Origin of the sequence: Aequorivita sp. 609 (genome assembly GCF_014212065.1) — a bacterium.
GTDB classification, from domain to species: Bacteria; Bacteroidota; Bacteroidia; order Flavobacteriales; family Flavobacteriaceae; genus Aequorivita; species Aequorivita sinensis.
The window spans coordinates 155,990-171,923 of record NZ_JACJVM010000006.1 but is presented as its reverse complement, the minus strand read 5'-3'; the positions used below and the strand labels follow the sequence as shown (position 1 = coordinate 171,923).

General features: G+C 35.5%; 12 protein-coding genes. 6 read left to right on the top strand and 6 right to left on the bottom strand.

Features of this window, described 5'->3' with window-relative positions; genetic code table 11:
- Positions 1–55: 55 nt before the first annotated feature.
- The 5 genes from folE to H4O20_RS04170 all read left to right on the top strand — a co-directional run bounded on the left by folE (position 56) and on the right by H4O20_RS04170 (position 4,356).
- A complete protein-coding gene (folE, locus tag H4O20_RS04190) occupies positions 56–733 on the top strand; it encodes a GTP cyclohydrolase I FolE (RefSeq protein WP_139855308.1) in 678 nt (225 codons plus the stop codon).
- Between the two features lie 286 nt (positions 734–1,019).
- Positions 1,020–2,492: a cysteine--tRNA ligase gene (cysS, locus tag H4O20_RS04185; protein ID WP_185098373.1), complete on the top strand. Its 1,473-nt coding sequence runs from the start codon at positions 1,020–1,022 to the stop codon at positions 2,490–2,492.
- A gap of 25 nt (positions 2,493–2,517) precedes the next feature.
- Positions 2,518–2,751 carry a membrane protein insertion efficiency factor YidD gene (yidD, locus tag H4O20_RS04180; RefSeq protein ID WP_139855312.1) on the top strand — a complete coding sequence of 78 codons (234 nt, stop codon included), beginning with the start codon at positions 2,518–2,520 and terminating at the stop codon, positions 2,749–2,751.
- 61 nt (positions 2,752–2,812) lie between these two features.
- Entirely contained in the window at positions 2,813–3,742 is a 930-nt protein-coding gene (gene lgt / locus H4O20_RS04175; protein WP_185098372.1) for a prolipoprotein diacylglyceryl transferase, read from the top strand.
- A 119-nt stretch (positions 3,743–3,861) separates the two neighbouring features.
- Positions 3,862–4,356: a DUF192 domain-containing protein gene (locus H4O20_RS04170; RefSeq protein WP_139855316.1), complete on the top strand. Its 495-nt coding sequence runs from the start codon at positions 3,862–3,864 to the stop codon at positions 4,354–4,356.
- Positions 4,357–4,501: 145 nt separating this feature from the next.
- Here H4O20_RS04170 and secDF read toward each other — a convergent pair whose 3' ends face one another.
- From secDF to H4O20_RS04145, 5 genes are all read right to left on the bottom strand, one after another.
- Positions 4,502–7,540, bottom strand: coding sequence for a protein translocase subunit SecDF (gene secDF / locus H4O20_RS04165; protein ID WP_185098371.1), 3,039 nt, complete (start codon positions 7,538–7,540; stop codon positions 4,502–4,504).
- 196 nt (positions 7,541–7,736) lie between these two features.
- On the bottom strand, positions 7,737–8,384 hold the full coding sequence (locus H4O20_RS04160; RefSeq protein ID WP_185098370.1) for a hypothetical protein: 648 nt from the start codon (positions 8,382–8,384) through the stop codon (positions 7,737–7,739).
- Positions 8,385–8,446: 62 nt separating this feature from the next.
- On the bottom strand, positions 8,447–9,301 hold the full coding sequence (locus H4O20_RS04155; RefSeq protein WP_185098369.1) for a hypothetical protein: 855 nt from the start codon (positions 9,299–9,301) through the stop codon (positions 8,447–8,449).
- Between the two features lie 20 nt (positions 9,302–9,321).
- Positions 9,322–11,358 (bottom strand): TonB-dependent receptor, encoded by a 2,037-nt coding sequence (locus tag H4O20_RS04150; RefSeq protein ID WP_185098368.1) that lies wholly within the window; start codon positions 11,356–11,358, stop codon positions 9,322–9,324.
- Between the two features lie 80 nt (positions 11,359–11,438).
- Positions 11,439–11,780: a hypothetical protein gene (locus H4O20_RS04145; protein ID WP_139855326.1), complete on the bottom strand. Its 342-nt coding sequence runs from the start codon at positions 11,778–11,780 to the stop codon at positions 11,439–11,441.
- Between the two features lie 323 nt (positions 11,781–12,103).
- Here H4O20_RS04145 and H4O20_RS04140 point away from each other — a divergent pair, with 323 nt between their 5' ends.
- Positions 12,104–14,659, top strand: a complete 2,556-nt coding sequence (locus H4O20_RS04140) for an adenosylcobalamin-dependent ribonucleoside-diphosphate reductase (protein ID WP_185098367.1) — start codon at positions 12,104–12,106, stop codon at positions 14,657–14,659.
- Between the two features lie 336 nt (positions 14,660–14,995).
- Here the strand turns inward: H4O20_RS04140 and mdh are convergent, their stop codons facing one another.
- On the bottom strand, positions 14,996–15,922 hold the full coding sequence (gene mdh / locus H4O20_RS04135) for a malate dehydrogenase (protein ID WP_185098366.1): 927 nt from the start codon (positions 15,920–15,922) through the stop codon (positions 14,996–14,998).
- Positions 15,923–15,934: the final 12 nt, after the last annotated feature.

The following is a 15,934-nucleotide window of genomic DNA, read 5'->3' as shown; positions in this document are numbered from 1 at the left end:
AATAACCTATTGTGTATCTTTGCAACCCCAATAAAAACTTATTTTTAAAATACAAATGGGTATAGAAAAAGAACTTAGAGAAATAGAAGAAATGGGTAACGATCATATTGGCAGCTCCACAGAGACGCCTTTACGCCCAGATGCCTTCGAACTTAGCGATATAGAAAAGATTGCGAGCATTAAGAAAGATGTACACAACATCATGCAAACCTTAGGACTAGACCTAACTGATGACAGCCTAAAAGGCACCCCAAATCGAGTAGCAAAAATGTTTGTACAAGAGATTTTTGGCGGACTACATCCAGATAGAAAGCCAAAAGCATCAACTTTTGACAATAAATATAAATACCAGGAGATGCTGGTAGAGAAAAATATCACACTTTATTCTACTTGTGAGCACCACTTACTTCCAATTGTAGGGAAAGCACATATTGCTTATATTAGCAATGGTACAGTTGTAGGCTTATCAAAAATGAATAGAATTGTAGATTACTACGCAAAACGACCACAAGTTCAAGAGCGTCTTACAATTCAAATAGTTAAGGAACTTCAAAATGTTCTAAAAACTGAAGACGTAGCTTGTGTTATAGATGCAAAACATTTATGCGTGAACTCTAGAGGTATTCGCGATATCGATAGCAGCACCGTAACAAGTGAGTTTGGCGGTGCGTTTAAAAACCCTGAGACTCGTAGAGAATTTTTAGACTATATTAAATTTGACACTGAATTCTAATTATTGACAAGACACCTCTTGACTGATGTACTATTAACTAATATTACGCCAATCAGTTTTTTAAGAGGTAGAATTTTCAAGGATTTAAGCAAATCAGCAGAACTCAGACTAAGCAATTTAAAATTTACACATTTTTGCAGACCTAACTGAAGAGGTTAAAACTAAAAAGTAATTTAAATTGAAAATATATCATCTTGTAATTAAGATGGTTGTACTAAGAAATAAAATCGATTAAATTTTTGGTAACCAAATCGGTCACCTGTCATCCGTCATCTACCCTATAATTATGAATGACTTACACATATACAATTCAATTTCGAAAAAGAAGGAAAAATTCATTCCCATACACGAGGGTGCAGTAGGCATGTACGTTTGTGGACCAACAGTTTACAGCAATGTGCACTTGGGGAATTGTCGCACCTTCCTTTCTTTCGATTTAGTTTTTAGATATTTAAAGCACCTAGGCTATAAAGTACGCTATGTGCGTAACATCACAGATGCAGGACATTTAGAAAATGACGGTGAAAGCGGCGATGATCCAATTTTAAAGAAAGCACGTCTTGAGCAATTAGAACCTATGGAAGTGGTTCAAAAATACACGGTTGATTTCCATACTACAATGGCGAAATTTAACGCTTTGCCACCAAGTATCGAACCGACTGCTACAGGACATATTTATGAGCAAATTCATATTGTTGAAAAAATTATTAAAGAAGGATTTGCTTACGAAAGAAACGGCTCTGTTTATTTCGATGTATTAAAATTTAACGAAACGAACGATTACGGAAAACTAAGCGGTAGGAAGCTAGAAGACATGATAGCCAATACCCGCGAACTTGCCGCTCAAAGCGATAAGAAAAACCCACAGGATTTTGCTCTTTGGAAAAAAGCTGAGCCGCAACACATAATGCGTTGGCCATCTCCTTGGAGTGATGGATTTCCTGGCTGGCACCTAGAGTGTACCGCAATGAGCACAAAATACCTAGGCAACAATTTTGATATCCACGGAGGTGGGATGGATTTGAAATTCCCTCACCACGAATGTGAGATTGCACAAGCTGAAGCTTGCAACAACACATCTCCTGTAAATTATTGGATGCATGCCAACATGCTAACCCTTAACGGGAAAAAAATGTCCAAATCTACCGGAAACTTTATTTTACCAGACCAAATGTTTACTGGCGATAACGACATATTGAGCAAGCCATTCTCTCCTACTGTTACAAAGTTTTTTATGTATCAAGCGCACTATCGCAGCATATTAGACTTTAGTAGTGATGCACTTGAAGCTTCTGAAAAAGGATTTAACAGATTAATGGAAGCACACAGGATTCTTTTAAAATTAGAATCTTCCAATGATAAAAGTACGATTGATATTGAAGCTTGGAGAAAGTCTTGCTATGATGCTATGAATGACGACTTTAACAGTCCTATTTTAATTGCCCACCTCTTTGAAAGCATTAAGTTTGTAAACGCTCTAAAGGAAGGAAAAGAGACTATTTCTAAAGCAGATTTAGAACTTTTTAAAAAGACAATGCACGACTTTCTTTTTGAAGTTTTAGGTTTAGAAGATAATACTTCAGATAACTCTCAAGACAGTGAAAAACTTTCTGCAGCCGTAGAACTTCTTATTCAATTACGAAATGAAGCACGTGCCAATAAAGATTTCGCACTGAGTGATAAAATTCGTGATGAGCTTGCTGCAAAGGGAATTCAACTTAATGACGGGAAGGAAGGAACAACATTTTCACTGAATTAAGAGCCAAACCTTCAAAAAAAGTTTTATGAAAAAAGTCCTTATATACCCATTTGTTTTACTCATAAAAGGGTATCAAGGCTTTATTTCACCTTTGTTACCTTCAAGTTGCAGATACACTCCTACTTGTTCACATTATGCGGTTGAAGCATTGCAAACTCATGGTTTGTTAAAAGGCAGTTGGCTTGCAATAAAACGAATAGGCAGTTGTAATCCTTGGGGAGGTTCAGGCTACGATCCCGTACCACCAAAAAAGAAATAAATTAGTTCGGCGTTACTTTTTCGCTTTTGTTATCTTTACGCGACGCAATAAAATTATCCATATGCATTACTTAAGTTTTACCTGGAATCCTTCTGAAGGAATTGACCTTGGTTTTTTCATGATACGTTATTACAGCTTGATGTTTGTTGTAGCTTTTACGCTTGGTTGGATTCTAACTAAAAAAATATACGAACGTGAAGGTATAGCTCAGGAAAAACTAGATAGCCTTTTTATCTATATGGTTGCAGCTACACTAATAGGTGCACGATTAGGTCACGTTATTTTTTACCAACCAGAACTATTTGTTCAAGATCCGCTTTCAGTATTTCTACCTATTAGTACTGTGCCGGAATTTGAATTCACAGGATTTCAAGGTTTAGCAAGTCACGGGGCTGCAATCGCAATTCTAATTGCTATGTATTACTACACTAAAAATGTTGTGAAAAAGCCTTTTTTATGGGTAATGGATCGAATAGTAATTGCTGTTGCAGCAGGAGGTGTTTTTGTAAGAATTGGGAATTTTATCAATTCAGAAATAATTGGTAAACCTTCAGGCGATTTCCCTTTAGGTGTTCGATTTTTACATGAAAGCATTAGCCCACAAGAAGCCGTAAGCGTAACTGGAATACAACCTGTAAACAAGGCTTATGATGCAATCGCAAATAACCCTCAATTCGCAGAAATACTTCAATCGGTACCATTTCGTCATCCAGCACAACTATATGAAGCTGCAGGCTATGTTATTGTGTTTTTAGTATGTTGGTATTTGTACTGGAAAACTGAACGCAGAAAACAAACCGGTTACATCTTTGGGGTATTTTTAATCCTTCTATTTATGGTACGATTTTTAGCCGAGTATGTAAAGGCTAGCCAAGGTGGTTTTGAATCTGTTTTAGGACTTCTTTCAACTGGTCAATGGCTTAGCGTTCCATTTATTCTTGCAGGTATATTCATTATGTGGAAGGCTTCAAAAAAACCAATTACAGAATAACTAACAATAACAGAAACTCAATTATTAAACCAAATAAAAATCCTCCTAACTTAAGTCTTGGATGGTTGTGTTAAAACATATGATTAGAAAAATCTGTGTAAGTTAAGTATAATAATAAAATGAAAAAAATATTTATCTCTGCTGCAATTGTCGGTTCTATGTTGACCTTATACAATTGCAAAGACGCTCCAAAAACTGAAACTAAAATTCTAACCAAAGAAGTTACTTTTAAAAAAGAAGGTGAACTCGAGTTATTAAAAGCAGAAAACGATTCAGTAATCGCAAAACTAGATATCGAAATAGCTGATGACGACTATAAAACTCAAACAGGTTTAATGTATCGCCGTTCTATGGACGAAAACCACGGAATGTTATTTATATTCGACAATATGCAAATGCGATCATTTTATATGAAGAACACCGAATTTGCTCTTGATATAATATACTTTAATTCAGATATGGAGATTGTTAGCATCCAAAAAAATGCCCAACCTTTTAACGAAACTTCTCTACCATCAGAATCACCGGCGCAATACGTATTAGAAGTTAATGCAGGTCTTTCTGATAAATGGAAATTAGAGAAGGGTGATAAAATTCGATACACTAGAAATTAACTTAAAGCTTCTACCTTACGTTATTTTTAAACTTATCACTACTCTATAATTAATAACGTTTTCAAATAATATTTGCGAAACTGCTAAAATAAAAATAGCCCTTTTCTATCCGAAAAGGGCTATTTTCTTATTATTGAGATTTGAATTAAGCTTCTACAGCAGGAGCTTCTTCTTCCTCTTTTCTATCTAGTAAATCCTCAATGTTTTTACGTTTTACAGTATCATACATAATTGGAGTTGCTATAAACAATGAAGAGTATGTACCTACAAAGATACCTACAATAATTGCAAACAGTAGACCTCTAATAGACTCAGCTCCAAAGAAGAACATACACAACAATACGATAAGAGTAGTAAATGAAGTATTTAAGGTTCTTCCTAAAGTACTATTTAAAGCCACATCAATTACTCTATTCATTTTCCAGTTTGGATGCTGACCGAAGAACTCACGAATACGGTCAAACACAATTACGGTATCGTTTAGAGAGTAACCTACAACCGTAAGGATTGCCGCGATAAACGCTTGGTCAATCTCCATACTGAATGGCATAAACTTATAGGTAAGTGAGAAAACACCTAGTACAATTACCACATCGTGGAAAATTGCAGCTACCGCACCAAGTCCAAATTGCCATTTTCTAAAGCGTAATAAAATATAAAGGAAAACAACGATTAACGAACCAAATACAGCCCAGAAAGAGTCTCTCTTAATGTCGTCTGCAATGGTTGGACTTACTTTATAGTACTCCATTCTTCCAATCGATTTTCCTTCTTGATCACCCACGAATTTTTCGAAAGTCATATCTGCAGGCATATCTTTTTTCACAGTTTCAAAAAGCATACGCTCTATTTCATCATCTACTTCTGTACCAGTTTCTTCTACTTTATATTTAGTAGTAATCTTTAACTGGTTATCTCCTCCATAGGTTTTTGCCTCTGCACTTCCAAAAGTTGCAATAAGGTTGTCTTGAATTTCAGCAGAATTTACATCCTTAGCAAAACGAACAGTATAAGTACGTCCACCAACAAAATCAACACCTTGGTTAAGTCCATTAGTAAAAAGTGAGATTGCACTAATCGTAAGCATTATTGCTGAAAAGATATAGGCCATTTTACGCTTCTTCAAGAAAGCGATATTTACATTCGTAAATAGATTCTTTGTAATTGAAGTTGAACAAGGTAAATCCTTTCCATTCTTTGTATAATTATCAATAAATAATCTTGTGATAAATATTGAAGTAAACAATGCTGTTGCAATACCAATTAATAAGGTAGTAGCAAACCCTTGAATAGGTCCTGTACCAAATACTAATAGAATTAAACCGGTAAGACCAGTAGTAATGTTAGCATCTAGAATTGAAGAAAGCGCGTTGTTGAAACCATCTCTAATAGCATCTTTTTGTGCCTTACCTTTTGCTAGCTCTTCTTTAATACGCTCAAATATAAGTACGTTAGCATCCACAGACATACCTATTGTTAATACGATACCCGCAATACCAGGAAGCGTAAGTACGGCACCAAGACCTGCTAATATTCCGAATATAAATAGGATGTTTACTAATAAAGCGATATCAGCAAAGATTCCAGCTTTACCATAGTAGAAAATCATCCAAACAAGCACTATCCCTAAAGCTAATAAGAACGATAATACACCACTGTTAATTGCCTCTTGTCCTAATGTTGGTCCAACAACTTCACCTTGTACAATTTCTGCAGAAGCAGGAAGTTTACCCGCACGTAGTACGTTTGCTAAATCCTGACCTTGAGGCACAGTAAAGTTTCCAGAAATCTGGCTACGACCACCAGCAATTGGTCCTGAAGTAACACCTGGAGCAGAATATACGATATCATCAAGAACAATCGCAATCTGACTTTGGTTTTGGTATGCATTACCGGTCATTTGCTCCCATACTTTAGCACCTTGACCATTCATTTGCATAGATACAACTACGCGGCTCATTTGGTCAAACTCTTGTCTTGCATCAACAACTACACTTCCGCCAAGAGGTGGTGTATTGTTTCTGTTTCCTTTTAATACATATAATGAAGAAGTTTCTTCACCCTCTAATTGTGGATTAGCCTCTGGTAATCCCCATACGAATTTTGCAAAACGCAATTCATTTGGCAGTAATGATTTAATTTGAGGGTTGCGTAAATATCCGTTTACAACAGAAGTATCCTTTAATCTAAAAGTCGCTATTATTGGACTACCTTGACTTCCTAAAGAAACCATCTTTGAAAGAATTGGGTTCGACTTACCGTCATCTACAAGAGAATCTTTAACGTCTTGCCCACCTAGTAATTTACTTACATCATCTTCTTCTGTAGCAGTAGAATCTGTTTCTTCTTGTGTAGTTTCAACTGTATTTACAGTTTTAGATTTAGCCAATTCTATTTCACCTGCTTTTAAATCTGCAGCTTGTAGGAACCCTGCTACTTCTTCAAATTTGTATACATCCCAAAACTCAAGTTGAGCTGTACTTTGAAGTAATTTTTTTACACGATCTACATCCTTAGCACCTGGAAGTTCAACAAGAATTCTTGCAGACTTACCAATACGCTGAATGTTTGGTTGAGTAACACCAAATTTATCGATACGCTTTCTTAAAACCTCAAAAGCTGAAGTAATTGACTCATCAATTTTCTTTTCGATAATAGGCTTTACTTGAGCGTTAGTCATTCCAACCTCAATTACATCCTCTAGGTTTTTGTTGAAGAAAATATCTGGCGATGCAAGATTATTTTCACCTGGAAGTGCTTCAAACGCTTTAAAGAAAGACTCTAAGTAAGTGTCCTGGCTTGTTTTCTGAAGCTCTTTTGCATTTTCTAATGCTTGATTGAAAGCAGCGTCTTTAGTATTATTTGCAAGTCCTTGTAAGATATCTTTTACAGACACTTCAAGCATTACGTTAATACCCCCTTTAAGGTCAAGACCTTTATTCAATTCTTTTTCTTTAGCAGTTTTATAATCAACTCCTAAAAATACTGGGTTGTTTGCCACAGAATCTAGGTAACGTGCCTCTGCAACGTTTCTTTCGTGTGGTTGATCCTCAGTGAATTTGCTGTTTGCAAATTCTTTTGCACTATCTTCTACTTTACTTGTAATAAACGTAAAAGAAAGCTGATAAATACTTACCAATCCAAAGAGGATGGCAAATACCGATACTAATCCTTTGTTTTGCATAATTTGTTTTTTGGGTCAGATTTTACACTCCTATTCCGAAGTCTCGAAACAGGGCCGCAAATATATGGTTTGCGAATATATCTGACAATATGATTGTGTTTAAATAAGTTGTAGTAAACTTTAAAGGTAAAGAACCCATAAAATTTTCAGAAAAGTGAAATCTACAGGTAGACCTCAACTCTATAATGTGTAGAAATTAAGAAAAAGGACCTGCTCTTACCTCTGGTATTTTGTATGAGGTATTGTCTATTAAAAGTGAAAGTTTGCGGTAATTCTTAAAAGCAACAGCATCATATCCCGTTTTATAAATTACCTCAATTTCTGAAGCTCTTAATGATACAATGGGATTTAAGTACTGATCTTTTAAATGTTTAGTTGCAACTGGTAATCCTTGAAGACCTGAATCTGTATTAAAATCTTTTTGAATTACAACTACCTCCAACTTGTAAATCTTGGAGTCAGACGAATAAGGAAACTCAGTACGATTATCATTTTTTGTGAAATCTGTCTCGTCAATTTGAAGTTTATTTTGACTGTTAAACAGATTCTTTACTACTGCAACATCAATAGCACTGTAATATGCTACCGTTAATTTGCCATCTTGAAATTTAGATATTTGCACATCGTCAATTCCAATACTCTTAAGTTGCGAAGTAATTTCAGAAATGGCGTGATTTGCTTCATCAGAGCTAACGGAATTAGCATCAAACTGCACTACAATTTCCTGATTAGGAAGCGTAGCTTTGTCTATGCTTATTCCTAAAAAAGCAAGAGCAATTGTTATTCCAGTAAGATACCATCTCCAGTTCACGTGCCAAATATAAAAAAATAAAGACTGTATCACTACAGTCTTTAAGTTTTATAATTCCCTAATTGATTTATAGTTAAATCTTCTTGTAATTAGAATCAAAATTCTAATTCAAAGTAAAGACTACTTTCCGGATTATCTTCAGTAACATCTTCGCCTTTTAAAATTTCACCAGCTTGGTTTAACAACTTTAAATTAATTTTCCAATAACCAGTCATCGTTAATGACAGTTTTCCGTTGTACATGTTATTAACCGAATCGTACGTTAAATCTGTATTATTTGGCGAACTGTGATTTCCCATTCCAGGCATACGAGGATCAATTGTTATTTTAAAATTTTCAACAACAGGAAAATTCATCATGTCCTCCATTTTGTAGAGAACAGCTTGCATATCGTTTAAAGCTACTTCAGGATTTTGAGGCCCAACGTATGCCAAAACATATTTAACACCATCTACCCCCATAAATACTTGAGTTTTTACCATTCCGTCATTTGGTTGTAAGACTGTAATCCTTGTTACCCCTTCAACAGATTCACCATTTAAATTATAATTAAGTTTTAGCTCCCAATATTCTGTTTCATTGCTTGCCATTTGAAAAACGATATGACCTTTGTAAACTGTACTTTCTTCTGCGTTATTCAACATACTATGTGGCGCAGAATGAGTTCTATCCGTCATATTCATCATTGGCATCCAACTCAATTCAGCATCATTTATGTATTTATCTGTTGTTAAATCTTTAATTCTAATAGAGATTTCATTATAACCAATTTCAAGATTTTGTTTCTCTGAATAGATTTCAACAACGTGATTTGCAGCTGAAATTTCATAAATCTTACTTAACCCTTCAACTGGGTTAACCTCTATTGAAGTACTATCATCGTCGTCAGAACAACTTATAACTGATATTGATATTAAAAGAAATGCGAATATATATTTAAGTGTTTTCATTTTTATTAAGGTTTTTAAAATTAATTTATTGCATAAGAAATTGTTGCGTAAACATTTCTCCCCATCCTCGGAATATTATTCCAATCGGTGTAAGAAGAATAGTTTGTGTCTAAAATGTTTTGAATTCCTGCTTTTACAAAAAGATCGTTATCATTAATAAAGAAACGTTTTCCGAAGCTAGCTGATAGAGTTGCATAAGCTGCAGTTTTCGTTTCCCCGTAAGCAGGATTGTAATTACTTTGCTCACCCGCTCCTTCTATTGAAAGCGATGCCGAATATTGATTTTTATAAAAATCTAGAGCCCCACCATAAGACACCGGGCTTATTAATGGCAAGTTCTCACCATCGTCATCCACGCCTCTGTGGTATGAAATATTTCCAGATAATTTAAAAGCATTCGAGATACTATATCTTCCAAAAAGAGAAGCATTAAACAGTTGTGCAAAATCGAGGTTTGAGTAGATTTTAACCCCTGAAGCCCCAATAGTCATTGTGCTTAACGAATTTTCAAGCTGTCCAATGATATAATCGAACACGTGAAAATAATTAGCAGAAGCAGTAATTTCAAAAATCGGCTTTTTAAAAGTTATTGAAAGATTTACATCTGTCGATCTTTCAGTTTTTAAATTTGGATCTCCAATATAATCGTGGTTATCAAAACTGTTAAACAAATAGAACCCATACCCTTCCGAAACTGAAGGTGCCCGTTCACCATAAGAAATCCCACCATTTAAATGAAAATCACCCAACGCCTTATGATATTGAGATGAGAAACTTTTCAGGAAACGGCTATTAGTTCTTTCCATATTTGGATAAAAAATCTTCAAGCTATTTAATCCAAAATCATCCTCCACAGTGTTGGAATGATAAGACAACCTAGTTGAAAGTTTTAATGATGATTCGTTAAAGTCTATATGGTCTTCAGCATAAAACCCAACATTTTTAGTACGAACATCCGGCCAAGTTAGCATAAACATTGGCTGTTCATTCGGGTTAACAGGATACATCGTCATTTCGGCATATGACTTATTGTAATAGCCGTCTAACTTAAACATGAAATGATTTTTCTCTTTATTTAAGTTAGCCTGAGTATAAAATCCAGCAGTTTCACTCCAACCTGGCATATCCATATGTATTACTACATCAGGACGGGTGGTGTCATCCATCACATGCTTTATTGTGTTGTAGTAAACTTTAGATTCCCAGTTATTAAACTCACCAAATAAAGTGTCTTGATTATAACCAATAGACCCAATAACCGCGCGAGCTAAAGAAACATCCATGGTTAATGCTGGGTAACCAACATCTCTAGCTTCATCATATATTAAGGAAGCAGTTATTGATTTATCATCTGCCAATTTATAGCCCGAATTAACCGAAAAGTTATATTTCTCATATTGCGAATACTTCACCTCTTGGCCCCCTCCAGCTTTATAATTATCGGCTTTACGGTATATTACATCAGTATTGAAATAGAAATTTTCATCGGAATAATTCAACTCTCCGCCAAAAACTCGCATTTTATTGTTGGTTTCATATCCTGTTTCCAAAGAACCCGTCCAGCCAGTAGGCTTAAAATTACTTTTGTCTAATTTTAAATTTATCCCACCTCCAATTGTGTTTCCAAACGCCGCACCTTGCTGTCCCGAGCCTATTTGCGCTTCAGACAAATTAGACACATCTACATAAGAAGTTATTGGATCCATTTTATCGGTACAGGCTCCAAAAATCTGCATACCATCTATTGTAATTGCAAGACGCTCAGAGGCCATATCGTTCATGGTTGGCTCCCATGCATAAGCACCACGTTTTACCATTTTAATACTTCGAGCTGTTTCTAAAAACTCATCGAGTGTCGACAATGGTTTATGTTGCTTTTGATGATCTAATTGTTTCCCTGCCGAAATAACAACAACCTCACTTAGATTTATTAGTTTCAGGCTGTCTATAGGATATTCTTGCGCGTGCAATGGCGATAAATTTCCACATAATAATGCACCCACTAGACTACCCACAAGCATTCCCCTTGAAGGAAATACATCTATAGATAATTTCATTTTCTAATGTTTTGATAATTTATAATTGATTAATCGCTATAAAATATTCCGTCAGAAATAAAAGCGATAGCCAGTAAAAATTATCCCAACTGCGGAGGGTGGTAAATACTTGAAGTTAATAATAAGGAATTCAAATTAGGCAAATACCCGATTTCCTCAATAGAAGTATGGTCAGCTTGAAGTACAAACTCATATTCATTTACATTTTCAGAAATAATAACCTGAGGAATTTCGGTTTTTGAAGTTTTGCTGTTTAGCGGATTTTTATCATCAGCTCCCGCTTCTTTTGCAAGCTCTTTACTTAAATAACACTTTCCATCACATTCAAGCTCTGGTTTATCTATATTTTCACAAAGTACGTTAACGATGTAATCATAATTTGCAATATAATCCACTACAGGCCATAATGGCTTTGTGAACATTAAAACAGAAATTAATATGAGGATTACATTTTTCACCCTACAAATATAAGACATATAAACTCTTTCAAAACATGACTTTTATCATTGTCCTTTACCCATTTCGGATAAAAATATCATTAAAAAATAACGAATAACCACCCCAAAATTAATTTTCAAAATTTGTCAACTTTTTAATGTTAATAAATTTTTATGTCACTCTTTTTCAGTTATTTAAGTTTATTTTCATGACAACTTTATTTTTTAACCTTAAAATGAAGTAACTAATTTGTTATATTTACCTACTTTAAAACTCAATACCTACAACCTTCTAATTACCTAAATATATGTCAATTAAAACAGCCGTCCCTACCCCTAAAATTTACAGCCAAGATGAAGCTTTTAAAGCTTCTGTTGAGTACTTTAAGGGTGATGATCTTGCAGCCCGCGTTTGGGTAAATAAATACGCTCTTAAAGATTCTGATGGAAATATTTACGAAAAAACACCTAACGATATGCACCACCGTATCGCTAGTGAAATTGCCAGAGTAGAGCAACGCTATCCAAACCCTTTAACTGAAGAAGAGATTTTTGAAGCCATAAAAGACTTTAAATATATTGTCCCTCAAGGAAGTCCGATGGCTGGAATTGGCAACCCTTACCAAATTGCCTCACTTTCTAATTGTTTCGTAATTGGCAATGATGGAGACTCAGATTCCTATGGTGGAATTATGAAAATAGATCAAGAGCAAGTACAGCTAATGAAGCGTCGTGGCGGGGTTGGTCACGACCTTTCACATATACGCCCGAAGGGTTCGCCAGTTAAAAACTCTGCCCTAACCTCAACGGGTATCGTTCCGTTTATGGAGCGTTATTCAAACTCTACTCGTGAAGTTGCACAGGATGGACGTCGTGGAGCATTAATGCTTTCAGTCTCTATAAACCATCCAGATTCTGAGGAGTTTATCGACGCCAAAATGGAACAAGGCAAGGTAACTGGCGCCAACGTTTCTGTGCGAATTGACGATTCGTTTATGCAAGCTGTAAAAGATGGAAAAAACTATACACAGAAATACCCTATTTTCAGTAACAATCCAAAATACTCAAAAGAAATAGAGGCTGAAAAACTCTGGAAGAAAATTGTACACAACGCATGGAAATCTGCTGAACCTGGAATTCTTTTTTGGGATACTATTATTAACGAATCGGTGCCAGACTGTTATGCAGACCTTGGCTACAAAACTGTTTCTACAAACCCTTGTGGTGAAATCCCGCTTTGTCCTTACGATTCTTGCCGTTTATTAGCTATCAACTTATTTTCATACGTTGAAAATCCGTTTACAAAAAAGGCTGAATTCAATTTCGAGCTTTTCAAAAAACACATTGTTATCGCACAAAAAATAATGGATGACATCATCGATTTAGAACTTGAAAAAGTTGATGCTATTCTTGCAAAAATTGATGCTGATCCTCAAACTGACGAAGTAAAATCAGTTGAAAGAAATCTTTGGTTGAATATTAAAAGAAAAGCTGAGGAAGGTAGAAGAACCGGAATCGGAATTACTGCCGAAGGCGATATGCTTGCTGCTTTAGGCATCAAGTATGGAAGTAAAGAAGGAAATGACTTTTCAGTTAAAATACATAAAACCCTTGCCTTAGAAGCGTATCGAGCTTCAGTTTATACAGCAAAAGACAGAGGTGCTTTCAAAATATTTGATAGCGAAAGAGAAAAAGAAAATCCTTTTATTCTTCGCTTAAAAGATGCTGATGAGAAACTTTATTACGATATGTTGGAATTCGGGCGAAGAAATATTGCCTTACTCACCATCGCGCCTACCGGTACAACTAGCTTAATGACACAAACTAGCTCTGGAATCGAACCAGTTTTTATGCCTGTTTACAAACGAAGAAGAAAAGTAAATCCGAACGATAAAAATGTACGTGTAGATTTTGTTGATGAAGTTGGCGATAGCTGGGAAGAGTACGTTGTTTTCCACCACCGATTTAAACAATGGATGGAATTAAATGGGATTTCAACTGATAAAAATTATTCTCAAGAAGAACTAAACAATATTGTTAAGAAATCTCCATACTACAAAGCAACATCAAACGATGTGGATTGGTTGAGTAAAGTAAAAATGCAGGGCGCAGTACAAAAATGGGTAGATCATTCTATTTCTGTAACCATTAACCTTCCTAATGATGCCACTGAAGAATTAGTAGGAAAACTATATTTAGAAGCTTGGCAAGCAGGATGTAAAGGTGTTACGGTGTATCGCGACGGCTCTCGCTCTGGAGTATTAATTTCTAATGACGAAAAGAAAGAGGAAGAAGAAAATGAAACTCTTACTGCTTTTCCTACAAAACGTCCTGAAGTTTTAGAAGCTGATGTAGTACGCTTCCAAAATAACAAAGACAAATGGATTGCTTTTATTGGCCTTATAGACGGCAAACCTTATGAAATTTTCACTGGTTTTGCAGATGATGAAGATGGAATATTAATTCCGCGCTGGGTAAACAATGGTGTTATCATTAAAAACCGAAACGAAGATGGAAGCTCACGATACGACTTCCAATACAAAAATAAAAGAGGCTATAAAACGACTATTGAAGGGCTATCGCATAAATTCAACCCAGAATACTGGAATTACGCAAAATTGATTTCTAGCACACTTAGACACGGTATGCCAATTGAAAAAGCTGTGGAATTAATCAACAGTTTACAATTAGACACCGAAAGCATAAATACTTGGAAAAACGGCGTTGCTCGTGCATTAAAGCGCTACATTGTTGATGGCACAGAAGCTAGAAAGCAGAAGTGTGAAAACTGTAATAGCACATCACTTATTTACCAAGAAGGATGTTTGACCTGCAAGGATTGCGGATCGTCTAAATGTGGGTAGTTAAGGGTGAGACTTGAAACCGCTATGCTATAACACACAAGCGTAAAAACTAAACCTCAAAAGCGTCGTTCAACATTTTGAGGTTAAAGGAAAATGAAGATTAACTAAAATAAACCTGTCAGGTTTTTAAACTTTGACCGGTTTATATATTTTCAGACTAGCACAAAACAGTTGGAAACAAAGAAATTCCATAACACATTTTGATGTATTTCTTTTTCAAAAACCCTAAAACATTATTCATCTTTTGGGGTTAAATGGAATTGAATTTGCGATAAAAAAAGACCTATCAGGAATTGCTTTCCTGACAGGTCTTATATTTTTAAAGTGAAATCGGGTTTACAATTCTAACAAATCGTTAGTTTTACGTACGCCTGCAGCACTTTCCTGTATGTGTGCTTTTTCTGCATCGTTTAATTCAATTTCAACGATTTCTTCAACTCCATTACGCCCCAAAATAACCGGAGCACCAATGCAAATATCTTTCAATCCGTATTGACCATCTAGCATAACTGAGCAAGGGAACATTTTCTTTTGGTCGCAAGCAATTGCTTGAACTAAAGCAGAAACTGCAGCTCCTGGAGCGTACCACGCTGAAGTACCCAATAATTTTGTAAGTGTAGCCCCACCTACTTTAGTATCTTCTTTAACTTGGTTTAATCTTTCTTCAGAAATGAATTTAGATACAGGAACACTGTTTCTAGTAGCCAATCTAGTTAATGGCACCATACCAGTATCGCTATGACCACCAATTACCATTCCATCAACATCACTAATAGGCGCACCTAAAGCTTCAGCCAAACGGTATTTAAAACGAGCGCTATCTAGTGCACCTCCCATTCCGATAATTCTGTTTTTAGGCAATCCTGAAGTTTTATGAACTAAATAAGCCATAGTATCCATTGGATTACTAACTACTATAATAATAGTATCAGGAGAATGCTTTACAAGGTTAGAAGAAACTTCCTTTACAATTCCAGCATTAATACCAATTAATTCCTCACGAGTCATTCCTGGCTTACGTGGGATACCACTTGTAATTACGCAAATATCACTACCAGCAGTTTTAGAGTAATCGCTAGTTACACCAGTGATTTTAGTGTCAAATCCATTTAAAGAAGCTGTTTGCATAAGGTCCATCGCTTTTCCTTCAGCAAAACCTTCTTTAATGTCTAATAAAACTACTTCACTTGCAAAATCTTTAATAGCAATGTACTCCGCACAACTTGCGCCAACAGCACCTGCTCCTACAACTGTTACTTTCATATCTTTTTAATT